We start from the raw sequence: 21,100 nt of genomic DNA on the forward strand, positions 1-21,100 counted from the left end.
CCGCTCCCACACAAGCCCGCTCCTACATTTACCTCTGGCGCTTCAGGGTCTCGCTGGGCAACTCCTGAAACAACGCCCGATAACTGTTGGAAAACCGCCCCAAATGCCAGAACGACCAATTCATCGCCACCTCCGCCACGGTGGTGTCCACTGACGGCGGGTTCAACAACTCCCGCCGTGCACTGTTCAACCGGCGCAACCGCAACCACTGCGCCGGGCTCATCCCGGTATACGTCTTGAACCCGTGCTGCAACTGGCGCAACGGCACCCCGGCAATGCGCGCCAGCTGCAGCAGGTTGACGGTTTCATCCGGCACATCCGCCGCCCATTCGCCAATGCGCGCCATGATGATTCGCTCCTCGGTGCGTCGCTGCAATGAGCCTTTGTCGAGGCACACGCAGGCGTTGTCGAGGATGAACAGGCAGTCGTCCAGTAACTGCTGAGTCAGCGCATCACGACTCGGCAGGTCCAGCGTCGCCGACAGCCGTGTCAGCGTGCCGCTGAGCCAGCGGCTGAACAACGGGTTTTGCAGGGAGTTGAGCGGGGCCATGAACAACCCCTCCAGCTTCGCCACATCCAGACCATGGCGCTGGACAAACTGCGGCCCGAACACCACTGCCACTTCGCGGTAGTTTTCCGGGGTGATCCAGGTGTTGCGGCTTTCGCCATTGAGCACGTACAGCGCGTTGTCGCTGCCATCGAAACAGAACGCCAGGGAACCCGGCGGCGCGTTGAAGTTCTGCTCCACCCGGGTGTTCATCCGCTCTTCGTACACCTCGACACCTTGCAGGTCGAGGTAGCGGATCTGCCCGGCGAAATGCCCTGGGGACATCTGCTGGTACTGCTGCACCCAACCGGGTGTCGCACTGCATTGAGCGGCCACATCACCGGTGGTGAAGGCCTGTACGCGCAAAGCTGTTGCCTGTGTCATGGGTAACCTGGGCGCACTCTATTGGTGCGTTGTGGTTGGCGCAAAGTGGATAGATGCCGTTGGACGGCTGGCCCAAGATAGACCTCAATGCGCCGCGAGGGAAGCCCGCGGCGCAGCATCCAACCCATGACGAGGTCCTTATGAACGCCCCCTTCGATCAGCTGTCCGCCTGGCTGAAAGAACACAAGATTACCGAAGTCGAATGCGTGATCAGTGATTTGACTGGCATCGCACGCGGCAAGATTTCGCCCACCAACAAGTTCCTGCATGAGCGAGGCATGCGCCTGCCGGAAAGTGTGTTGCTGCAAACGGTAACCGGGGACTTTGTCGACGACGACATCTACTACGACCTGCTGGACCCCGCCGACATCGACATGATCTGCCGCCCGGTGTCCAACGCCACCTACGTGGTGCCATGGGCCATCGAGCCGACGGCCATCGTGATCCACGACACCTTCGACAAGCAGGGCAACCCCATCGAACTGTCGCCGCGCAACGTGCTGAAAAAGGTCCTGCAACTCTATACCGACCAGGGCTGGCAGCCGATTGTCGCGCCGGAGATGGAGTTCTACCTGACCCAGCGCTGCGAAGACCCGGACCTGCCGCTGAAGACCCCGCTGGGCCGTTCCGGTCGCGCCGAAAGTGGCCGCCAGTCGTTCTCCATCGACGCTGCCAACGAGTTCGACCCGCTGTTCGAAGACGTCTACGACTGGTGCGAAGCCCAGGGCCTGGACCTCGACACGCTGATCCATGAAGACGGCCCGGCGCAGATGGAAATCAACTTCCGCCACGGCGACGCCCTGGACCTGGCCGACCAGATCACCGTGTTCAAACGCACCCTGCGCGAGGCTGCACTCAAGCACAACGTGGCGGCCACCTTCATGGCCAAACCGGTGGCCGACGAGCCCGGCAGCGCCATGCACCTGCACCAGAGCGTGGTGGAGATCGCCACCGGCAAGCAGGTGTTTGTCGATGAGCACGGCAACAAGAGCCAACTGTTCCTCAACCACATCGGCGGCCTGCAGAAGTACATCCCCAAGCTGCTGCCGATGTTTGCGCCTAACGTCAACTCGTTCCGCCGCTTCCTGCCGGACACCTCGGCACCGGTCAACGTCGAGTGGGGCGAAGAAAACCGCACCGTTGGCCTGCGTGTACCGAGTTCCAGCCCCGACGCCATGCGCGTGGAAAACCGTCTGCCGGGCGCCGACGCCAACCCGTACCTGGCCATCGCCGCCAGCCTGCTGTGCGGCTACCTCGGCATGATCGAAAAGGTCGAGCCCAGCGCCCCGGTGGAAGGCCGCGCCTACGAGCGCCGCAACCTGAGGCTGCCGATCACCATCGAAGACGCCCTGGCGCGCATGGAAGAGTGCGACACCGTCAAGCAGTACCTGGGAGACAAGTTTGTGCGCGGCTACGTCGCGGTCAAGCGTGCCGAACACGAGAATTTCAAGCGGGTGATCAGCTCCTGGGAACGTGAGTTCCTGCTGCTGAGCGTCTGACGACTCGTCCGTAGCTTAGCGAGGCTGCGTCGGGCCCACCGCAATTGTGTCTGATACAACGCTGCGCAGCCTCGCCAAGGCTCGACAGCTGCTACGGGATACTCGGGCTGATTGCCGGAGTATCCCGCAACTCATCAAACCCTGAACTGATCCATCAGGCCCTGCTGCTGATTCGCCAGGCTGTTCAACGCCTGGCTGACCCGCGCCGATTCATTCGCCTGTTCGGACAACGACTCCGTCACATCCCGAATCGTCGCCACGTTGTTGTTGATCTCCTCGGCCACCGCACTTTGCTCTTCGGCGGCGCTGGCGATCTGCAGGTTCATGTCGCTGATTACCGTTACCGCATCGCCGATCTGGCGCAAGGCGGTCACGGCCTGGCCCACTTGTTCGACGCTGCCCTGGGCCTGGCGATGGCTGTTGCTCATGGAACCGACCACTTCCTGGGTACCGCTTTGCAGTTGCTCGATCACCAGGCGGGTTTCCTCCACCGACTCCTGGGTACGTCGCGCCAGGTTGCGCACTTCATCGGCGACCACCGCAAAACCACGACCGGCTTCACCCGCGCGGGCGGCCTCGATAGCGGCGTTCAGTGCCAGCAGATTGGTCTGCTCGGCGATTGCACGAATCACTTCCAGTACCGAGCCGATCTTCTCGCTGTTGGCCGCCAGTCCTTCAACCTGGGTCATCGCGGTGCTCATATCCGCCGCCAGGTGGCCGATGCTGGTGGTGGTGCGGTCGATCACGGTCAAACCTTCACGCGTCGCCTGATCTGCATCGCGGGCCGCCTGGGCGGCTTGCGCTGCACTGCGGGCGACGTCCTGGGCGGTGGCGCTCATCTCGTGGGAGGCGGTGGCCACCTGGTCGACCTGACGGTATTGCTGCTCCATGCCGGCACTGGTTTCAGTGGCGATGGCGGCCGACTGGTCGGCGGTGCCACGGGCGTCCTGCACTGAGCGTTTGACCTGGGCAATGATCGGCTGCAGCTTGTCGAGGAAGCGGTTGAACCAGCCGGCCAATTCGCCGAGTTCGTCGTGTTTGTCGTAGGCCAGGCGGCGGGTCAGGTCACCTTCGCCACTGGCAATGTCTTCCAGCATGCGTGCCACGCCGAGGATCGGCCGGGTCACGCTGCGGGCCATCAGCCACACCAGCAACAGGCCGACGATTGCTGCCAGCAGGCCCAGGCTCAGTTCCAGCAGGGTGCCCTTGGCGTTATCGGCGTCCAGTTTGGACTTCAGGGCTTCAGCCGGAGCCACCAGGACTTTTTCCGGAACATCCAGCAACACGCCCCACGGCTTGCCATCGGGGATCGGCTGGAACGGCGCGAGCACCTTGAGTTGGTGGTCGGTGCGCACGCTGCGGGTCTGGGTGCTGGTGGAAAGCGAACTGATCAATTGCGCGCCGTTGGCGGTGTCGACGGCATCCAGGCGCTGGCTGAGTTTGCCGGCGTCCGGACTGTAGCCGGCCAGCAGGCCCACCGGGCTGATGATGCTGACGCTGGTCTGGCCGTCGTAGAGTTTCTGGCTGGCGCCCTGGCTGACGGCTTGCAGGCTGTTGAGGTTGATGTCCACCGACAGCGAGGCGATGACTTTGCCGTTGACCATCAGCGGGAAGACGATGCTGGTCATCAGCACCTTTTGCCCATCGATCACATAGAAGTACGGCTCGATCACGCAGGGCTTGAGTGTGGTGCGCGGGCAGGTGAACCAGGCGTTGGCTTTTTCGCCGCTGGGTCCGACGCTGGTGTCGGACATGTCGCTTTCGGGCAGCGACATTGAAGTCAGCTTGCCCGCAGTCGGCTGGGACCAGTACAGCGCAAAGCGGCCCTTGTCGTTGCTGCCCAGCTCTTGCTGGTTGGCGAACAGTTCGTCCTTGCCATCCAGTGCGTTGGCCTCGAATACCAGGGACAGGCCCAGCAGTTCCGGATTGGCCTGCAGCGCGGCCTTGACTTGGCGGGTCAGGTCTTCGCGCAGGTCGAAGGCATCCAGGAAGCGTTTCTCGGCCTGTTCGCGCAGGAACAACACCTGCCGGGAAAAACCGTGGCCGTATTGATAGGCGTCCATGAACTGCTGGCGAATGCCCAAGGCCTGGACCTCACCCTGGGCTTCGATGCGCGCCTGGGCGGCTTCGTCGAGCATTTCCATACTGGAAGCCTTGACCAGGTCGGAGCTCTGCGCCATGCGGTACAGCGAGAGACCTACCAGCAAGGTCACGATGCCCAGCAGGCAAAGACCGGCCAGCAGGGTAATTTTCCATTGAATGGACAGCTGTCTGAGCGACATGGAGCCTTCCTTAACCTTTCGATACGACAGAGACGATCTGCCTGTATCGGCCGCTCGGAAATTTTCTTTATTCAAACGATCAATTTAAAGCTGTTTGTGTGGCGAGGGGGCTTGTCCCCCGTTGGGCTGCTTAGCGGCCCCAAGAAAAGCGGGAGCGCTGCGCACTCCAACGGGGGACAAGCCCCCTCGCCACAGACAAATCCCCTAACCACTGACAAACCTTCTCCCCACTTTTTTGACAAGGCAGGCCGGGTGCTGCAAAGTGCGCGCCCTCTAATAAAACTCCCTTAAAACCTGGTTTGCGGCAGCCGTTCCCGACAGCAGCCCGGGCAGGTGCGTGCTGTTTTCATGTTTTCTGTCTTGAGGTAACGATGATTAATGCAGTAATCGCCGCGGTCGGCACCATGCTGGTGCTCAGCTTGTCCCGCGTGCATGTGGTGATCGCGATCATTGTCGGCGCCCTGGTGGGTGGCCTGACCGGCGGCCTGGGTATCGACGCGACGCTCAAGGCGTTCAACAGCGGCCTGGGTGGCGGTGCGACGGTGGCGTTGTCCTACGCGCTGCTCGGCGCGTTCGCCGTGGCGATTGCCAAATCCGGCCTGGCTCATGCGCTGGCCGATAAAGCCCTGCTGCTGGTGGATCGCCAGGAAGCCACGGGCGGCAGTCACGTCAAATGGCTGCTGATCGGTCTGCTCTGGGTGGTGGCCATCGCCTCGCAGAACATCCTGCCGATCCACATCGCGTTTATCCCGCTGCTGGTACCGCCGCTTTTATACGTGCTGACCAAACTGCAGCTGGACCGCCGTCTCATCGCCTGCGTCATGACCTTCGGCCTGATCACGCCCTACATGTTTCTGCCGGTGGGCTTCGGCAACATCTTCCTGAATCAGATCCTGCTGGCCAACGTGGCCAAGAGCGGTGTCGACATCAGCCAGGTCAATGTCACCCATGCCATGGGCCTCCCAGCGCTGGGCATGGTGGTCGGTTTGCTGGTGGCGGTGTTTGTCAGCTACCGCAAGAAGCGTGTGTACGACCTGGAGAAGATCGAGCGAGTCGAGCAGGTGGCGGTGCACTACAACCCGCTGACCCTGCTGGTGGCCGGCCTGGCGATTGCGGCGGCGTTCATTATCCAGCTGTGGCTGGACTCGATGATCATTGGCGCCCTGGCCGGGTTCCTGATCTTTTCGGTGTCGGGCATCGTGCGCTGGCGCGACACCGATGACCTGTTCACCGAAGGCATGAAGATGATGGCGATGATCGGCTTCATCATGATCGCCTCGTCAGGCTTTGCCGAAGTGCTCAAGGCCACCGGTGAAGTGCAGACACTCGTGCAAGCCTCCGCGGCGTTTATCGGCCATAGCCGCGGTGTGGGCGCGCTGCTGATGCTGCTGGTGGGCTTGCTGGTGACCATGGGCATCGGCTCGTCGTTTTCCACGGTGCCGATCCTGGCGGCGATCTTTGTGCCGCTGTGCGTGCAACTGGGCTTCAGCCCGCTGGCGATCGTGTGCATCGTCGGCACGGCCGGGGCATTGGGTGATGCCGGCTCGCCTGCGTCGGACTCCACCCTGGGCCCGACTTCCGGTTTGAACATCGATGGCCAGCACCACCATATCTGGGACACCGTGGTGCCGACCTTCCTGCACTACAACATTCCGCTGCTGGCGTTTGGCTGGTTTGCCGCGATGACGCTCTGACGGGATTGTCCTACAGATTTATTGTAACTAGCCGTTAACCTCTTGAGTTGTCCCTCAAGAGAGAAGAGCCATGCGTCTGAGTCTAAAGGCCAAAGTACTGTCCCTTGCTGTCCTGCCCGTGTTGTTGTTTGCCGTGATCATCAGCCTGACCACGGTGTGGATCCTTCGGGAGCAGGCCCGCAACGAGGTCGAAGAAACCCGTCAGAACCTGCTCAACCACGCCAAGACCACCTTGCGCGGCTACGTCGAGGTGGCGATGACCACCATCAAGCCGCTGTACGACGCTGCCGCCCAAGGCGATACGGCCGCACGGACGCAAGTGGTCAAGCTGCTGTCCAACACCAGCTATGGCAAGGATGGTTATTTCTTCGGCTACGACTCCGAGACCATTCGCCTGTTCAAGGGCAACAGCCCGGACGGCGTCGGCAAAAGCTTCAAGGACAACCGCGACCCGAACGGCGTCTACGTCAACCGCGACCTGGTGAAAGTCGGCAAGGACGGCACCCACTACCTGCAATACAGCTCGACGCAGCCCGGCCAGACCGAGCTGGTGCCCAAGCTTGGCTACACCGAATACTTGCCCAAGTGGGACATGGTGATCGGTACCTCGGTGAACCTGGACGGCATCGACGCCCAGGTTGCCGAGGTTCAGGCCAAGGTGGAGAAACGCATGGAAGGCGTGGTCCTGAGCATCATCGGCATTGCCGTGGTGGTGCTGTTGGTGATTGCCGCCGTGGGCATGCTGGTGGCCAATACCATCCTGCGGCCGTTGCACCTGATGAAGATCAACCTCGACGACATCGCCGCCGGTGAGGGTGACCTGACCCGCCGCTTGGCCATCACCAGCCAGGACGAGCTTGGCGAACTGGCAGGCTCTTTCAACCGCTTTGTCGACAAGATCCACAGCCTGGTACGCCAGATCACCGAGATGACCTCCCAGCTTACCGGCTTGGTGAGCCAGGTCGCCGAGCAAGCCAACCGCTCGGAAAAGGCCATGGAGCGCCAGCGACACGAGACCGACCAGGTGGCTACCGCCATCAACGAAATGTCCTCCGCGGCCCATGAAGTGGCGCGCAGTGCCCAAGGCGCAGCCGTCGCTGCGCAGCAAACCGACGCCGAAGGCCAGGCCGCGAAAAAAGTCGTGGATGGCAGCATCGCGCAGATTCACGCGCTGGTGAACGACATCCGCAGCAGCGGCGTGTCCCTGGACAGCTTGCAGCAGGATGTGTCGTCGATTGTCAGCGTGCTTGGCGTGATCCGCTCGATTGCCGAACAGACCAACTTGCTCGCCCTCAACGCCGCCATTGAAGCCGCGCGGGCAGGGGAGGCCGGTCGTGGTTTTGCCGTGGTCGCCGACGAAGTACGGGCGTTGGCCAGCCGCACCCAGCAAAGCACCCAGGAGATCCAGGGCATGATCGACCGCCTGCAAAAAGGCACCGAAGCCGCCGTGGAGTCCATGCGCCGTTCCAGTGACGCCGGTGACGGCACGTCCGCCCAGGCCAACGAAGCCGGTGCGTCCCTGGACACCATGGCGCAGTTGATCGGCACCATCAACTCGATGAACGCGCAGATCGCCAGCGCGGCGGAAGAACAAACCGCCGTGGCCGAAGAGATCAACCGCAGCGTGCATCAGATCGCGGTGGCGGTGGACAGCGTGGCCGATGAAACCCAACAGGGCGCCCAGACCTCCCGCAGCCTGGCGGACCTGGGGCAGCGGTTGGGTCAGTTGGTGGGGCAGTTCAGGATTTGATTGCAGGCTTTTGCCCATCGGCAACGTCCTGTTGCCGATGGGCTTGGCTGGATTGATCGATCAGGTCAACAGCGCCAAACGTTCCACCGTCTCCGGAAACTTCGACACCAGCCGAATCAAGGTTGCCGCCTGAGCATTGGGTGTGGCCCGGCCTTGCTCCCAATTTTCCAGGGTCCGGGTGTTGGTGCGCAGGTACATCGCAAACACCGAGCGCGACAGATTGAGTTGTTGACGCACAGCGACTACTTCGTCGGCAGTGAGCGGTGCCAGCTTGCTCAACTGCACCTTGTGGCTGCGCAGCGTTACCTTGCCTTCTCGTTCATCTGCCAGCGCGTCGAAGCCTTCGACCAGTTCGGAAAAGATGTCACGTTTCATAAGATTTTCTCGCTTTGATTTCCCTGTCCAGCAGGTGTTTGAGCGCCGTTTTGTGTTGAGCGCTCAGGTCGTCCTGTTCGTGTTTGCCATAAAGGGTGAACAGCCAGAACTGCGTACCGCCCGACCACCAGTAATAGATGACTCGCAGGCCACCCCGTTTGCCCTTGTTGCGTCGCTCGTCGACAAAGCGCACCTTGCGTAACCCGCCGGTTCCCTCTATCACGTTGCCCGCTTGCGGGTTTCTCATCAACTCTTGTTGAAAGCCGTGAAATAACTCATCACTCAGATAATCCCTGCGGTGCCGCTCAAAGGCTGGCAATTCGATAAATAGAGCATCCATGTTCTGTACGTAGCCTGCGTATAGTTTGGTGGCCCATCTGCGGTGGGTCAAGTGACCCTGCTGTGGGATGTTTCCTAAAACGCAACCACGATACGAGCGACCCAGGCAGGGTGATGCCGGAAGGGGAGGCATCTCGACGAGGAAAATTCCCTTTGTGTGTCAGACAACAAATTAATACGCCAGAAACGCAAAACGGCGCCCGAAGGCGCCGTTTTGCTTGCTGCGTTTAACTAAGCGATCAACCCGCCATCACCGCATGCTGCACCAGGGTGAGCAACGGTTGTGGGTACACACCCAAGAAGAACGCTAGCAGGGCGATTGCCAGCAGCATCACGCCGCCTGCTTTCTGTTCCCAGTGCAACTCGGCGTCCACACGGCGCAGGTTTGGCTCGATCAGGTACAAGGTCACCATCACGCGCAGGTAGTAGAAAACGCCGATGGCGCTGCCCAGTACCAGGGAAGCAACCAACCACCATTCGTGCGCTTCAACACCGGTGGCCACGATGTAGAACTTGCCGATGAAGCCCGCAGTCAGCGGGATACCCGCCAGGGACAGCATCATCACGGTCAGTACGGCGGTCAGGTACGGACGGCGCCAGAACAGGCCGCGGTATTCGTACAGGGCGTCGGCGTCGCGGCCTTTGTAAGGCGAGGACATCAGCGTGATCACACCGAATGCACCCAGGCTTGTGATCACGTAGGTGACCAGGTACACGCCGATGGCTTCCATCGCCAGGCCCTTGCTCGCCACCAGGGCGATCAGCAGGTAACCGAAGTGCGCGATGGACGAATAACCCAGCAGACGCTTGAGGTTGTTCTGGGTCAGCGCCAGCAGGTTGCCGAACAGGATCGAAGCGATGGCGATGATGGTCAGCACGTTGCTGAGTACACCGGTGTTGGCCGCAGGGGAGATCTGGAACAGACGCACCATCACGGCAAACACGGCGACTTTCGACGCGGTAGCCAGGAAAGCAGCCACCGGCGCCGGGGCGCCTTCGTACACGTCCGGGGTCCACAGGTGGAACGGCACCAGCGACAGCTTGAACGCCAGGCCGATCAGCATCATGGCCAGGCCCAGTTGGGCGATTGGCGCAGGGCTGCCGGAGGCTGCCAGGGCGTGACCGATACCGCTGAAGCTCAGGCTGCCGGCTTCTGCGTAGAGCAGGGCCATACCGAACAACAGGAACGCCGAACCGGCTGCCGACAGCACCATGTACTTGATGCCGGCTTCCAGGGAGCGCTTGTTGAAGAAGGCATACGCCACCAGGCCGTAGACCGGGATCGACAGCAGTTCCAGGCCGATGAACAAGCCGGCCAGGTGCTGCGCGCTGACCAGCACGATACCACCGGCCGCAGCCAGCAGGATCAGCAGGTACAGCTCTTCGCGGTTGCCCGGGTAGCCGGTGCCGCCTTCGCCGAGGTAGGCGTGGGCGAGCGTGACGCAGGCCAGGGTGGCAACCAGGATCAGCGCGATATACAGCAGCGCGAAGTCATCGACCATCATCAGCGGGGTCACGGCCAGTGGCGCGACCTTGAGTGCCGGGATAATCGACAGCAGGGCCAGGTTCAAGCCCGCACAGGACAGCAGGAACGTTTGCGAGTGATTGCGGCGCCAGGCGATCGCCAGCATCACCACCACGATGGTGAGGCTGGTGATCAGCAGCGGCGCAAGCGCGATAAAGTGTTGGATCGTGAATTCCATAGCGCTCTTACCGGGCCGAAGCGAGTTGAGAGAAGGCGGTGCCGAACCACTGCTGCACGCCATGCATCGTTGCGGCAGAAGTATCCAGGAACGGTTGCGGGTACACGCCGATAAACACCAGCAGTACCGCAAGGCCGAGCACCATGATCAGTTCGCGACCGTCCATGCCGTGCAACACGGTGTCGGACTTGGCCGGACCGAAGTATGCGCGGTGGATCATGATCAGCGAGTAGACCGAACCGAACACCAGGCCAGACGTAGCGATCGCACTGACCCACGGCGTATGCACGAAGGCACCCATCAGGATCAGGAACTCGCCGATGAAGTTACCAGTACCCGGCAAGCCCAAGGATGCGGCGGCGAAGAACAGGCTGATGGCCGGCAGGTAGGCGATACGTGACCACACGCCACCCATCTCGCGCATGTCACGAGTGTGCAGGCGCTCGTACAGTTGGCCGCTGAGGATAAACAGTGCCGCTGCCGACACACCGTGAGCCAGCATCTGGATCACGGCGCCTTGCAGCGCCAGTTGGCTGCCGGAGTAGATGCCGATCAGTACGAAGCCCATGTGGGAAACGGACGAGAAGGCAATCAGACGCTTGATGTCGGTTTGGGCGAAGGCCAGGAACGCACCGTAGAAGATCCCGATCAGACCGAGGGTCATGGCGATCGGCGCGAACTCGGCCGAGGCATTCGGGAACAACGGCAGGGCGAAACGCAGCAGGCCGTAGGCCGCCGTCTTCAACAGGATACCGGCCAGGTCGACGGAACCGGCAGTCGGCGCCTGGGCGTGAGCGTCAGGCAACCAGGAGTGGAACGGCACCACCGGCAGCTTCACCGCGAACGCGATGAAGAAGCCCAGCATCAGGATGTACTCGGTGGTCAGGGACATCTTGGTTTTCAACAGGTCGGCGTAGTTGAACGTGATCACGCCCGTGCTGTTGAAGTTGACCAGTACCAGGCCCAGGATCGCCACCAACATGATCAGGCCGGAAGCCTGGGTGAAGATGAAGAACTTGGTCGCCGCGTAGATCCGGGTTTTCTTGCCGTCCGAAGAACTGTGACCCCAGAGCGCGATGAGGAAGTACATCGGCACCAGCATCATTTCCCAGAAGAAGAAGAACATGAACAGGTCGAGGGCGAGGAACACGCCGACAACGCCGCCCAGGATCCACATCAGGTTCAGGTGGAAGAAGCCCACGTGACGCTGGATCTCTTTCCAGGAGCAGAGTACCGAGAGGATACCCAGCAGGCCGGTCAGCAGGATCATCAACAGCGACAGGCCGTCGAGGGCCAGGTGCACGTTGATGCCGAAGCGCTGGATCCACACGTGCTTGAATTCAAGCGCGAAGGTGGGATCGACACCCGGTGCCGGAGCAAATGAATAGTCACCGTGGGCCCACAGCCAGAGGCCGAGCGCGAGTTCCAGGGACATGGTCAGCAACGCAATCCAGCGGGGGAGGGTGGCGCCGAAGCGTTCACCCATCCAGCAGAGCAGGCCGCCGATAAAGGGGATCAGGATTAGCCAGGGCAGAATCATGACGGGCTCGTTTCCTTTCGCAAGTTCGCAAAGTTCGCAATGTGCATAGTCAGACCGCGACCACGATGATGGCGCCGATTACCAGGACGGCACCGGCCGCCATGGAAGCTGCATACCAGCGCAATTGGCCGGTCTCGCTGCGGCTCAGGGCGGTGTGACCGGCCTTGGCGGCACGCGGGATCAAACCGATGGTCTGGTCGAGCGGGTCTTTGCGCAGCACGTGGCTGATCGCAAGGTACGGCTTGACGAACAGTTTGTCGTAGATCCAGTCGAAGCCCCAGGCAGCGAACCACCAGGCCGAAAGGAAGCGGCCAATGCCACTGTTGGCGATGGCGGTGACGAAGCGGCGCTTGCCGAGGAACAGCAGGGCCGCCAGCAGGATACCCGCGATGGCGATGGCGCCCGAGGCGATTTCCAGGCTGTGCTTGGCTGCACCACCGGCATGGCCGGCGCTTTCCGGCAAAACACCGGCCAGTGGCGGGGTGATCATGGCGCCGACGAAGGTCGACAGGATGATCAGCACCGACAGTGGCAGCCAGTGGGAAATGCCATGGCCTGCGTGGGCTTCAGTCTTGGCTTCACCGTGGAACGTGATGAAGATCAGGCGGAAGGTGTACAGCGAGGTCATGAACGCACCTACCAGGCCGGCGTACAGCAGGCCGTGGTTACCGCTGGCAAAGGCTTCCCAGAGGATTTCGTCTTTCGAGTAGAAACCTGCGGTCACCAGTGGCAGGGCCGACAAGGCCGCGCCGCCGACGATGAAGCTGGCGTAGGCCAACGGCAGTTTCTTCCACAGGCCGCCCATCTTGAAGATGTTCTGCTCGTGGTGGCAGGCAACGATCACCGCACCGGAAGCAAGGAACAGCAGGGCCTTGAAGAAGGCGTGGGTCATCAGGTGGAAGATCGCGCCGTCCCAGGCGCCAACGCCCAGGGCCAGGAACATGTAGCCGATCTGGCTCATGGTCGAGTAGGCGAGGATACGCTTGATGTCGGTCTGAACCAGGGCAGCAAAACCTGCCAGTACCAGGGTCACGCCACCCACCAGGCCCACCAGATGCAGAATCTCCGGTGCCAGGGTGAACAGGCCGTGGGTACGGGCAATCAGGTAGACACCGGCGGTTACCATGGTCGCGGCGTGGATCAGTGCCGAAACCGGGGTAGGACCGGCCATCGCATCCGCCAGCCAGGTTTGCAGCGGCAGTTGCGCGGATTTACCGACAGCGCCACCCAGCAGCATCAGGGTCGCCAGGGTGATCCAGAAGTCGCCGACCTGGAATTTCTGCGGTGCCAGCACCAGCAGTTCCTGGATGTTCAGCGTGCCCACCTGTTGGAACAGGATGAACAGGCCGATGGCCATGAACACGTCACCGATCCGGGTCACGATAAAGGCTTTGAGTGCGGCGTTACCGTTGTTGCGGTTGCTGTAGTAGAAACCGATCAACAGGTACGAGCACAGGCCCACGCCTTCCCAGCCGAAGTACAGGAACAACAGGTTATCGCCCAGCACCAGGAACAGCATGCTGGCGATAAACAGGTTGGTGTAGGCGAAGAAGCGCGAGTAACCGGCTTCACCGCGCATGTACCAGGACGCGAACAGGTGGATCAGGAAGCCCACACCCACCACCACGCCGAGCATGGTGATCGACAGGCCGTCGACGTAGAGGGCGAAGTTGGGCTTGAAGCCCTCCACCGACATCCACTGCCACAACACCAGGGTGTAGTGACCGCCTTCAGGCGGTGCGACGTTGAATTGCCAGATGACGTAGGCGGCGACAATTGCCGACAGGCCAATGGAACCCACGCCGACCAGGGCCGAGAGGTTTTCCGACCAGCGTCCACGGGAGAACGACAGCAGCAGGAAACCGATCAGGGGAAATACGAAAGTCAGAAAGATCATGTTCATCCGCGCATCTCACTGGCAGCGTCGATATCAAGCGTGTGGAAGCGACGATACAGTTGCAGCAGGATCGCCAGGCCAATACTGGCCTCGGCGGCTGCCAGGCTGATCACCAGGATGAACATCACTTGTCCATCCGGCTGGCCCCAACGGCTACCGGCCACGATGAACGCGAGTGCCGCGGCGTTCATCATGATTTCCAGGCTCATCAACACGAACAGAATGTTGCGGCGAACCATGAGGCCGACCAGGCCAAGGCAGAACAGGATGCCGGCGACCGCCAGACCATGCTCCAAAGGGATAGCAGGCATCGTCATTGCTCCTTGGCTTCGTTGCGGCCCAAGTGGAAGGCGGTGATGGCTGCAGCGAGCAGCAGCATCGAAGCCAGTTCGACCACCAGCAGGTACGGGCCGAACAGGCTGATGCCCACGGCTTTCGCGTCTACGGTGGTGTGGCCGATGGCCTGGCCGCTCTGGTGAGCGAACAGCACATACAGCAGTTCACCCAGCAGCAGGGCTGCGAGGATCACCGGGCCGAGCCAGATGCCGGGCTTGAGCCAGACGCGTTCCTGGGCGACAGACGCCGGCCCCAGGTTGAGCATCATCACCACAAACACGAACAGCACCATGATGGCGCCGGCGTAGGCGATCACTTCCAGTACACCGGCGAACGGTGCGCCGAGGCTGAAGAAGGTCATGGCCACGGCGATCAGCGAAATGATCAGGTAGAGCAGGGCGTGCACAGGGTTAGTGTTGGTTATCACGCGAAGCGTGGACACCACTGCAATACCCGATGCGAAATAGAAAGCGAATTCCATCTTTCTTCCTTAAGGCAGCAAGCTCTTCACGTTGATCGGCTCGGCTTCGTTTTGTGCGGCGCCTTTCGGCTTACCGGCAACGGCCATACCTGCAACACGATAGAAGTTGTAATCAGGGTTTTTACCGGGACCAGAGATCAGCAGATCTTCTTTCTCGTACACCAGGTCCTGACGTTTGAACTCGGCCATCTCGAAATCCGGTGTCAGCTGGATCGCGGTGGTCGGGCAAGCTTCCTCGCAGAGGCCGCAGAAAATGCAGCGCGAGAAGTTGATGCGGAAGAAGTCCGGGTACCAGCGACCGTCTTCGGTTTCAGCTTTCTGCAGCGAGATGCAACCCACCGGGCACGCCACGGCGCACAGGTTGCAGGCCACGCAGCGCTCTTCGCCGTCGGGGTCGCGGGTCAGGACAATGCGGCCGCGATAACGCGGCGGCAGGTACACCGCTTCTTCCGGGTATTGCAGGGTGTCGCGTTTGCGAAAGCCGTGACCGAACACCATCACCAGGCTTCGCAACTGGGTACCGGTACCCTTAACGATGTCGCCAATATATTTGAACATGGGTCAAATCCTCACTGAACCGCGCCCGCTGGCGTGTTCAACAACACAACGGCAGCAGTCACCAGCAAATTGATCAGGGTCAGCGGCAGGCAGAATCGCCAGCTGAAATCCATCACCTGGTCATACCGTGGACGCGGGATGGAAGCGCGCAGCAGGATGAACAGCATGATGAAGAACGCGGTCTTCAGGAAGAACCAGAAGAACGCCAGCTGCGGCAGGATGCCGAACGGACCGTGCCAGCCGCCGAAGAACAGCGTGACCAGCAGGGCCGAGATCAAGATGATGCCGATGTATTCACCAACGAAGAACATGCCCCATTTCATGCCGGCGTATTCAATGTGGTAACCGTCGGCCAGTTCCTGTTCTGCTTCCGGCTGGTCGAACGGGTGACGGTGAGTCACGGCGACGCCAGCGATGAAGAACGTACAGAAGCCGAAGAACTGCGGAATGATGAACCACAGGTTCTGCGCCTGGTACTCGACGATGTCGCGCATGTTGAACGACCCCACCTGCACCACGATGCCCATCAGCGCGAGGCCCATGAACACTTCGTAGGACACGGTCTGGGCCGAGGCCCGCAAGCTGCCCAGCAGGGCGAACTTGTTGTTGCTCGACCAACCGGCGAACAGCACCGCGTAGACCGACAGGCCGGCCATGGCGAAGAAGAACAGCAAGCCGATGTTCAGGTCCGCCACGCCCCAGGTCGGGGTGATCGGGATGATTGCGAAGGCAATCAGCAAGGCGCTCATGGCCACGACCGGTGCCAGGGTGAAGATCACCTTGTCGGCAAACGGCGGGGTCCAGTCTTCCTTGAAGAACATTTTCAGCATGTCGGCGGCGATCTGGAACATACCAAACGGGCCAACGCGGTTCGGACCGTAACGGTCCTGCCACCAGCCCAGCAGGCGACGTTCGACGAAGCTGAGCAGGGCGCCCGCCACGACCACGGCCAACAGGATCACGATGGCCTTGACCACCGCGATGATCACATCGATCACTTCAGGGGTGAACCAGGTCATTGAGCTGCCTCCTGCAGACCGTCAACGGTGAGGCCGAAGATCGCCGGAGGAATCCCCGCGAGGCCTTTTGGCAATGCAACCAGGCCAGCACCCAACTCTTCGTTGATGCGCAGTGGCAGACGCAGGGTCTTGCCGGCGACGTTCAAGCTGAGCAGGGCACCGTCGTTGACGCCCAGGCGGTCGGCTTCGGACTTGGCAACAGACACGTAGGCTTGAGGGATGCGCTCTTGTACCGGCGCGGCCTTGGAAGAGGTTTCTTCGCTGCCGAACAGGTGGAAGAACGGCACAACCTGCCAGGTACCCTGGGCCGGGTTGAACGGACGCGGAACACTGGTGAACCAGTTCAGCGAGTCGCCGGTGCTTTCGATCAGGCGGGTGCCCGGGTCGCCAGCGCGGATGTGACCACCGACTTCGTCCTGGAACTTGTTCCAGGCTTGCGGCGAGTTCCAGCCCGGCGACCAGGCAAATGGCACCTGCTGACGTGGCTCGACCGAACCCGAGTAACCTTCCATGGAGAAGGCGAACGCGGTGTCGATGTCTTGTGGCGTACGTGGCTCATGCACGCTGATGTCAGCACGCATGGCGGTACGGCCGGAGTAACGCAGCGGTTCACGGGCGAGTTTCATGCCCTTGATGCGGAACGCGGCGGACGGTGCAGCGTCGACGATGCGTGCCAGTTGCGGTGCAGCGGCAGCGGCGGCAGCGGTCACGTGGTCGAGCTGGGTCCAGTCGATCGGCTGGTTCAGCAGGGTGGCGCGCAGGGCATGCAGCCAGCGCCAGCCTTCGTGAACCAGGATGCTGGCGTCCATGTACTTCGGATCGAACACCTGGAAGAAGCGCTGGGCGCGGCCTTCCTGGCTGACCAGGGTACCGTCGCCTTCAGCAAAGCTGGCGGCGGGCAGTACCAGGTGGGCACGGTCGCTGGTGGCGGTTTTCTGGTGGTCGGCAACGATCACCACTTTGGCCGCGTTCAGCGCTGCGTCGACCTTGGCCGAATCAGTGCGGGTGTACAGGTCGTTTTCCAGCACCACGATCGCGTCGGCACTGCCGTCGGTCACGGCTTGCAGGGCGGCGTCGAGGGACTCGCCACCGAGCATGGCCAGGCCAAGGCTGTTGGCTTCCGGCACGATCAGGCTGATGGAACCGTTCTTCTCGCGCAGCTTCAAGGCTTTGGCAATGTTGGCAGCGGCTTCGATCAGCGCCTTGGAACCCAGCGAGGTGCCGGCGATGATCAATGGACGCTTGGCGGCCAGCAGGGCGTCGGCGATGCGCTTGGCCAGTTCAGCGGCTTCAGCGTCCAGGCCTTCTACGGCAGGCGCACTGGCGTCGAGGGCGTGGGCCACGGCGAAACCGATGCGGGCCAGGTCGTCAGGCGCGGCGTGTACGCATTCTTCTGCGATGTCGTCGAGCTTGGTGGCGGTCAGGCTGGCGATAAACAGCGGGTTCAGCGCGTGCTGGCCGATGTTTTTCACCGCAGCGTCGAGCCAAGGCTGGACGCGCATGGCGTCGGCCATGTCTTCGGCCTTGCCTTTTACCGACTGGCGCAGGGACAGGGCCACGCGTGCAGCGGTTTGGGTCAGGTCTTCACCGAGGACGAAGATCGCGTCGTGGTCTTCGATGTCGCGCATGTTCGGAACCGGCAGCGGGCTGTCGTTCAGAACTTGCAGCACCAGGCGGATACGCTCCAGCTCACCGGCTTCGATACCCGAGTAGAAGTGTTCGGCGCCTACCAGCTCGCGCAACGCGTAGTTGCTTTCGAGGCTGGCGCGGGGCGAACCGATACCGACGATGTTGCGACCGCGCAGCAGGTCAGCGGCTTTATCCAGTGCTTCGTCGAGGCTCAGCTTGGCGCCGTCGGCCAGCAGTGGCTGACGCGGGCGGTCTTCGCGGTTGACGTAGCCGTAGCCGAAACGGCCACGGTCGCACAGGAAGTACTGGTTGACCGAACCGTTGAAGCGGTTTTCGATCCGACGCAGTTCGCCGTAGCGTTCGCCCGGGGAGATGTTGCAACCGCTGGAGCAGCCATGGCAGATGCTCGGCGAGAACTGCATGTCCCACTTGCGGTTGTAGCGCTCGGAGTGAGTCTTGTCGGTGAACACACCGGTCGGGCAGACCTCGGTGAGGTTGCCGGAGAATTCACTTTCGAGGGTGCCGTCTTCAACGCGACCGAAGTACACGTTGTCGTGGGCGCCAAACACACCGAGGTCGGTACCGCCGGCGTAGTCCTTATAGAAGCGCACGCAGCGGTAGCAAGCGATGCAGCGGTTCATCTCGTGGGAGATGAACGGGCCCAGTTGCTGGTTCTGGTGAGTACGCTTGGTGAAGCGATACCGGCGCTCGTTGTGGCCGGTCATCACGGTCATGTCTTGCAGGTGGCAGTGGCCGCCTTCCTCACACACAGGGCAGTCGTGCGGGTGGTTGGTCATCAGCCATTCGACGACGCTGGCGCGAAACACTTTCGCTTCTTCGTCTTCGATGGAGATCCAGCTGCCGTCGGTGGCAGGGGTCATGCAGGACATCACGATACGACCACGGGTGTCGTTCTCGTCGGTGTACTGCTTGACCGCGCACTGGCGGCAAGCGCCAACGCTGCCAAGGGCGGGGTGCCAGCAGAAATATGGAATGTCGAGGCCTAGCGACAGACACGCCTGTAACAGGTTGTCTGCCCCATCGACTTCGAGCTCTTTGCCGTCTACGTGGATAGTGGCCATGGTTCAAAGTTCTTCGTTGGCCCGGTGTCAGCGGGCGTGGCTAATGGAATCTTGTTATTCATGTGCATCAACACAGCCTTGAAGGCGTCAGCACATGAGAAAGCGAAGGGCACGGACCCTTCGCCTTTTTAAGCGTTACGCGCCGACTACGATCGGCCTTGCCAGAGGCGGGACGGCGGCGCTGGTAGGCGCGATGCCGGCTTCGAACTCCGAGCGGAAGTATTTGATCGCGCTGCCCAATGGCTCCACGGCGCCCGGTGCGTGAGCACAGAAGGTCTTGCCTGGGCCGAGGAAACCGACCAGACCCAGCAGGGTCTCGATGTCGCCCTCGCGGCCTTCGCCGTTTTCCAGGGCCATCAGCAGCTTGACGCTCCATGGCAAACCGTCGCGGCACGGGGTGCAGAAGCCACAGGATTCGCGGGAGAAGAACTGCTCCATGTTGCGCAGCAACGACACCATGTTCACGGTGTTGTCCACGGCCATGGCCAGGCCGGTACCCATACGGGTGCCCACCTTGCCGATGCCGCCGGCGTACATTTGCGCGTCCAGGTGTTCTGGCAACAGGAAGCCGGTACCGGCGCCGCCTGGCTGCCAGGCCTTGAGGGTGTAGCCATCGCGCATGCCGCCGGCGTAGTCCTCGAACAGCTCGCGTGCGGTCACGCCGAAAGGCAGCTCCCACAGGCCCGGGTTCTTGACCTTGCCGGAGAAGCCCATGAGCTTGGTGCCCATGTCTTCGCTGCCTTCGCGGGCCAACGATTTGTACCACTCCACGCCGTCGCCGATGATTGCCGGCACGTTGCACAGGGTTTCAACGTTGTTCACGCAGGTCGGCTTGCCCCACACGCCCACGGCGGCAGGGAAGGGCGGCTTGGAACGCGGGTTGGCGCGGCGGCCTTCGAGGGAGTTGATCAGTGCGGTTTCTTCACCGCAGATATAACGCCCGGCTCCGGTGTGCACGAACAGTTCGAAGTCGAAACCCGAACCAAGGATGTTCTTGCCCAGCAGGCCAGCGGCCTTGGCTTCTTCCACGGCACGGTTCAGGTGCTTGGCGGCGGTGGTGTATTCGCCACGCAGGAAGATGTAGCCCCGGTAGGTTTTCAGCGCGCGGGCACTGATCAGCATGCCTTCGATCAGCAGATGGGGCAGTTGCTCCATCAGCATGCGGTCTTTCCAGGTGTTCGGCTCCATTTCATCCGCGTTGCACAGCAGGTAGCGGATGTTGATGGATTCGTCTTTGGGCATCAGGCCCCACTTGACACCCGTGGGGAAGCCTGCACCGCCGCGGCCCTTAAGGCCTGCGTCTTTCACGGTCTGGACGATGTCGTCCTGGGCCATGTCGGCAAAGGCTTTGCGCGCGGCCGCGTAACCGTTCTTGGCCTGGTACTCGTCAAGCCATACAGGCTCGCCGTCGTCACGCAGGCGCCAGGTCAGCGGGTGAGTCTCGGCCGACCGCTTGATGCGGTTGGCAGGACCGAAGGAAGTCAGGGTCATGGGTAGCCCTCGAGCAATTGGGTGACGCCAGCAGGCTGCACGTCGCCGAATGTGTCGTCGTCGATCATCAACGCCGGCGCCTTGTCACAGTTGCCCAGGCAGCACACCGGCAGCAGCGTGAAGCGCCCGTCCGGAGTGGTTTGGCCCAGGCCGATGCCCAGCTTGCTCTGGATCTCGCTGACCACGGACTCGTGGCCACCGATGTAGCAGACCATGCTGTCGCACACGCGAATGATGTGGCGGCCGACCGGCTGGCGGAAGATCTGGCTGTAGAACGTCGCCACGCCTTCAACGTCGCTGGCGGGGATGCCGAGGATCTCGCCGATGGCGTAGAGGGCGCCGTCCGGCACCCAGCCACGTTCCTTCTGGACGATCTTCAAGGCTTCGATCGACGCCGCGCGCGGGTCTTCGTAGTGATGCAGCTCGTGCTCGATGGCCGAGCGCTCGGTTTCACTCAAGGTGAAACGGTCTGTCTGGATAAGCGTGCTATTCAT

Annotated in this window: 17 protein-coding genes and 2 pseudogenes; 4 read left to right on the forward strand and 15 right to left on the reverse strand. The window is 61.7% G+C overall.

Going from position 1 to position 21,100, the window contains the following annotated elements; all coding sequences use genetic code 11:
• Positions 1–28 precede the first annotated feature (28 nt).
• The gene (locus tag HX786_RS23430) at positions 29–931 is read right to left on the reverse strand and encodes a helix-turn-helix domain-containing protein (protein ID WP_102606368.1); all 903 of its coding nucleotides are present in this window, start codon (positions 929–931) and stop codon (positions 29–31) included.
• A gap of 140 nt (positions 932–1,071) precedes the next feature.
• Between HX786_RS23430 and HX786_RS23435 the strand changes: the two genes are divergently transcribed.
• Positions 1,072–2,430, forward strand: a complete 1,359-nt coding sequence (locus HX786_RS23435) for a glutamine synthetase family protein (protein ID WP_003219154.1) — start codon at positions 1,072–1,074, stop codon at positions 2,428–2,430.
• Between the two features lie 134 nt (positions 2,431–2,564).
• Here HX786_RS23435 and HX786_RS32375 read toward each other — a convergent pair whose 3' ends face one another.
• Both HX786_RS32375 and HX786_RS32380 read right to left on the reverse strand, forming a co-directional pair.
• Positions 2,565–3,320 (reverse strand): methyl-accepting chemotaxis protein, encoded by a 756-nt coding sequence (locus HX786_RS32375; protein WP_371132963.1) that lies wholly within the window; start codon positions 3,318–3,320, stop codon positions 2,565–2,567.
• A gap of 102 nt (positions 3,321–3,422) precedes the next feature.
• Positions 3,423–4,712: pseudogene (locus HX786_RS32380) on the reverse strand (HAMP domain-containing protein); the annotation flags it as partial.
• Between the two features lie 374 nt (positions 4,713–5,086).
• Between HX786_RS32380 and HX786_RS23445 the strand changes: the two are divergent.
• The 3 genes and pseudogenes from HX786_RS23445 to HX786_RS32390 all read left to right on the forward strand — a co-directional run bounded on the left by HX786_RS23445 (position 5,087) and on the right by HX786_RS32390 (position 8,156).
• On the forward strand, positions 5,087–6,406 hold the full coding sequence (locus HX786_RS23445; protein WP_161635727.1) for a Na+/H+ antiporter family protein: 1,320 nt from the start codon (positions 5,087–5,089) through the stop codon (positions 6,404–6,406).
• 70 nt (positions 6,407–6,476) lie between these two features.
• Positions 6,477–7,298, forward strand: a pseudogene (locus HX786_RS32385) (cache domain-containing protein); the annotation flags it as partial.
• 102 nt (positions 7,299–7,400) lie between these two features.
• On the forward strand, positions 7,401–8,156 hold the full coding sequence (locus HX786_RS32390; protein ID WP_371136008.1) for a methyl-accepting chemotaxis protein: 756 nt from the start codon (positions 7,401–7,403) through the stop codon (positions 8,154–8,156).
• Positions 8,157–8,216: 60 nt separating this feature from the next.
• Here the strand turns inward: HX786_RS32390 and HX786_RS23455 are convergent, their stop codons facing one another.
• The 12 genes from HX786_RS23455 to nuoE all read right to left on the reverse strand — a co-directional run bounded on the left by HX786_RS23455 (position 8,217) and on the right by nuoE (position 21,100).
• Positions 8,217–8,531, reverse strand: coding sequence for a DNA-binding transcriptional regulator (locus tag HX786_RS23455; RefSeq protein ID WP_003219555.1), 315 nt, complete (start codon positions 8,529–8,531; stop codon positions 8,217–8,219).
• Positions 8,521–8,871, reverse strand: a complete 351-nt coding sequence (locus HX786_RS23460) for a toxin (protein WP_032899042.1) — start codon at positions 8,869–8,871, stop codon at positions 8,521–8,523. Before HX786_RS23460 ends, HX786_RS23455 begins: the two co-directional genes overlap by 11 nt.
• A 238-nt stretch (positions 8,872–9,109) precedes the next feature.
• On the reverse strand, positions 9,110–10,573 hold the full coding sequence (gene nuoN, locus HX786_RS23465; protein ID WP_003219557.1) for an NADH-quinone oxidoreductase subunit NuoN: 1,464 nt from the start codon (positions 10,571–10,573) through the stop codon (positions 9,110–9,112).
• 7 nt (positions 10,574–10,580) lie between these two features.
• Entirely contained in the window at positions 10,581–12,113 is a 1,533-nt protein-coding gene (gene nuoM / locus HX786_RS23470; RefSeq protein WP_003219558.1) for an NADH-quinone oxidoreductase subunit M, read from the reverse strand.
• Between the two features lie 49 nt (positions 12,114–12,162).
• A complete protein-coding gene (gene nuoL, locus HX786_RS23475; RefSeq protein ID WP_003219559.1) occupies positions 12,163–14,016 on the reverse strand; it encodes an NADH-quinone oxidoreductase subunit L in 1,854 nt (617 codons plus the stop codon).
• Complete coding sequence (gene nuoK, locus HX786_RS23480) at positions 14,013–14,321, reverse strand: NADH-quinone oxidoreductase subunit NuoK (RefSeq protein WP_003219560.1); 309 nt, start codon at positions 14,319–14,321, stop codon at positions 14,013–14,015. Before nuoK ends, nuoL begins: the two co-directional genes overlap by 4 nt.
• Before the next feature lie 2 nt (positions 14,322–14,323).
• A complete protein-coding gene (nuoJ, locus tag HX786_RS23485) occupies positions 14,324–14,827 on the reverse strand; it encodes an NADH-quinone oxidoreductase subunit J (protein WP_003219561.1) in 504 nt (167 codons plus the stop codon).
• A 9-nt stretch (positions 14,828–14,836) separates the two neighbouring features.
• Positions 14,837–15,385, reverse strand: coding sequence for an NADH-quinone oxidoreductase subunit NuoI (gene nuoI, locus HX786_RS23490; RefSeq protein ID WP_003174725.1), 549 nt, complete (start codon positions 15,383–15,385; stop codon positions 14,837–14,839).
• Between the two features lie 11 nt (positions 15,386–15,396).
• A complete protein-coding gene (gene nuoH / locus HX786_RS23495) occupies positions 15,397–16,404 on the reverse strand; it encodes an NADH-quinone oxidoreductase subunit NuoH (protein WP_003219563.1) in 1,008 nt (335 codons plus the stop codon).
• Positions 16,401–19,115 (reverse strand): NADH-quinone oxidoreductase subunit NuoG, encoded by a 2,715-nt coding sequence (nuoG, locus tag HX786_RS23500; RefSeq protein ID WP_178912658.1) that lies wholly within the window; start codon positions 19,113–19,115, stop codon positions 16,401–16,403. The genes nuoH and nuoG overlap by 4 nt, the downstream gene beginning before the upstream one ends.
• Before the next feature lie 135 nt (positions 19,116–19,250).
• Entirely contained in the window at positions 19,251–20,606 is a 1,356-nt protein-coding gene (nuoF, locus tag HX786_RS23505) for an NADH-quinone oxidoreductase subunit NuoF (RefSeq protein ID WP_003219566.1), read from the reverse strand.
• Positions 20,603–21,100: an NADH-quinone oxidoreductase subunit NuoE gene (nuoE, locus tag HX786_RS23510; protein WP_003219568.1), complete on the reverse strand. Its 498-nt coding sequence runs from the start codon at positions 21,098–21,100 to the stop codon at positions 20,603–20,605. Before nuoE ends, nuoF begins: the two co-directional genes overlap by 4 nt.

The organism is Pseudomonas sp. 21615526 (genome assembly GCF_013386245.1).
Classification (GTDB): domain Bacteria; phylum Pseudomonadota; class Gammaproteobacteria; order Pseudomonadales; family Pseudomonadaceae; genus Aquipseudomonas.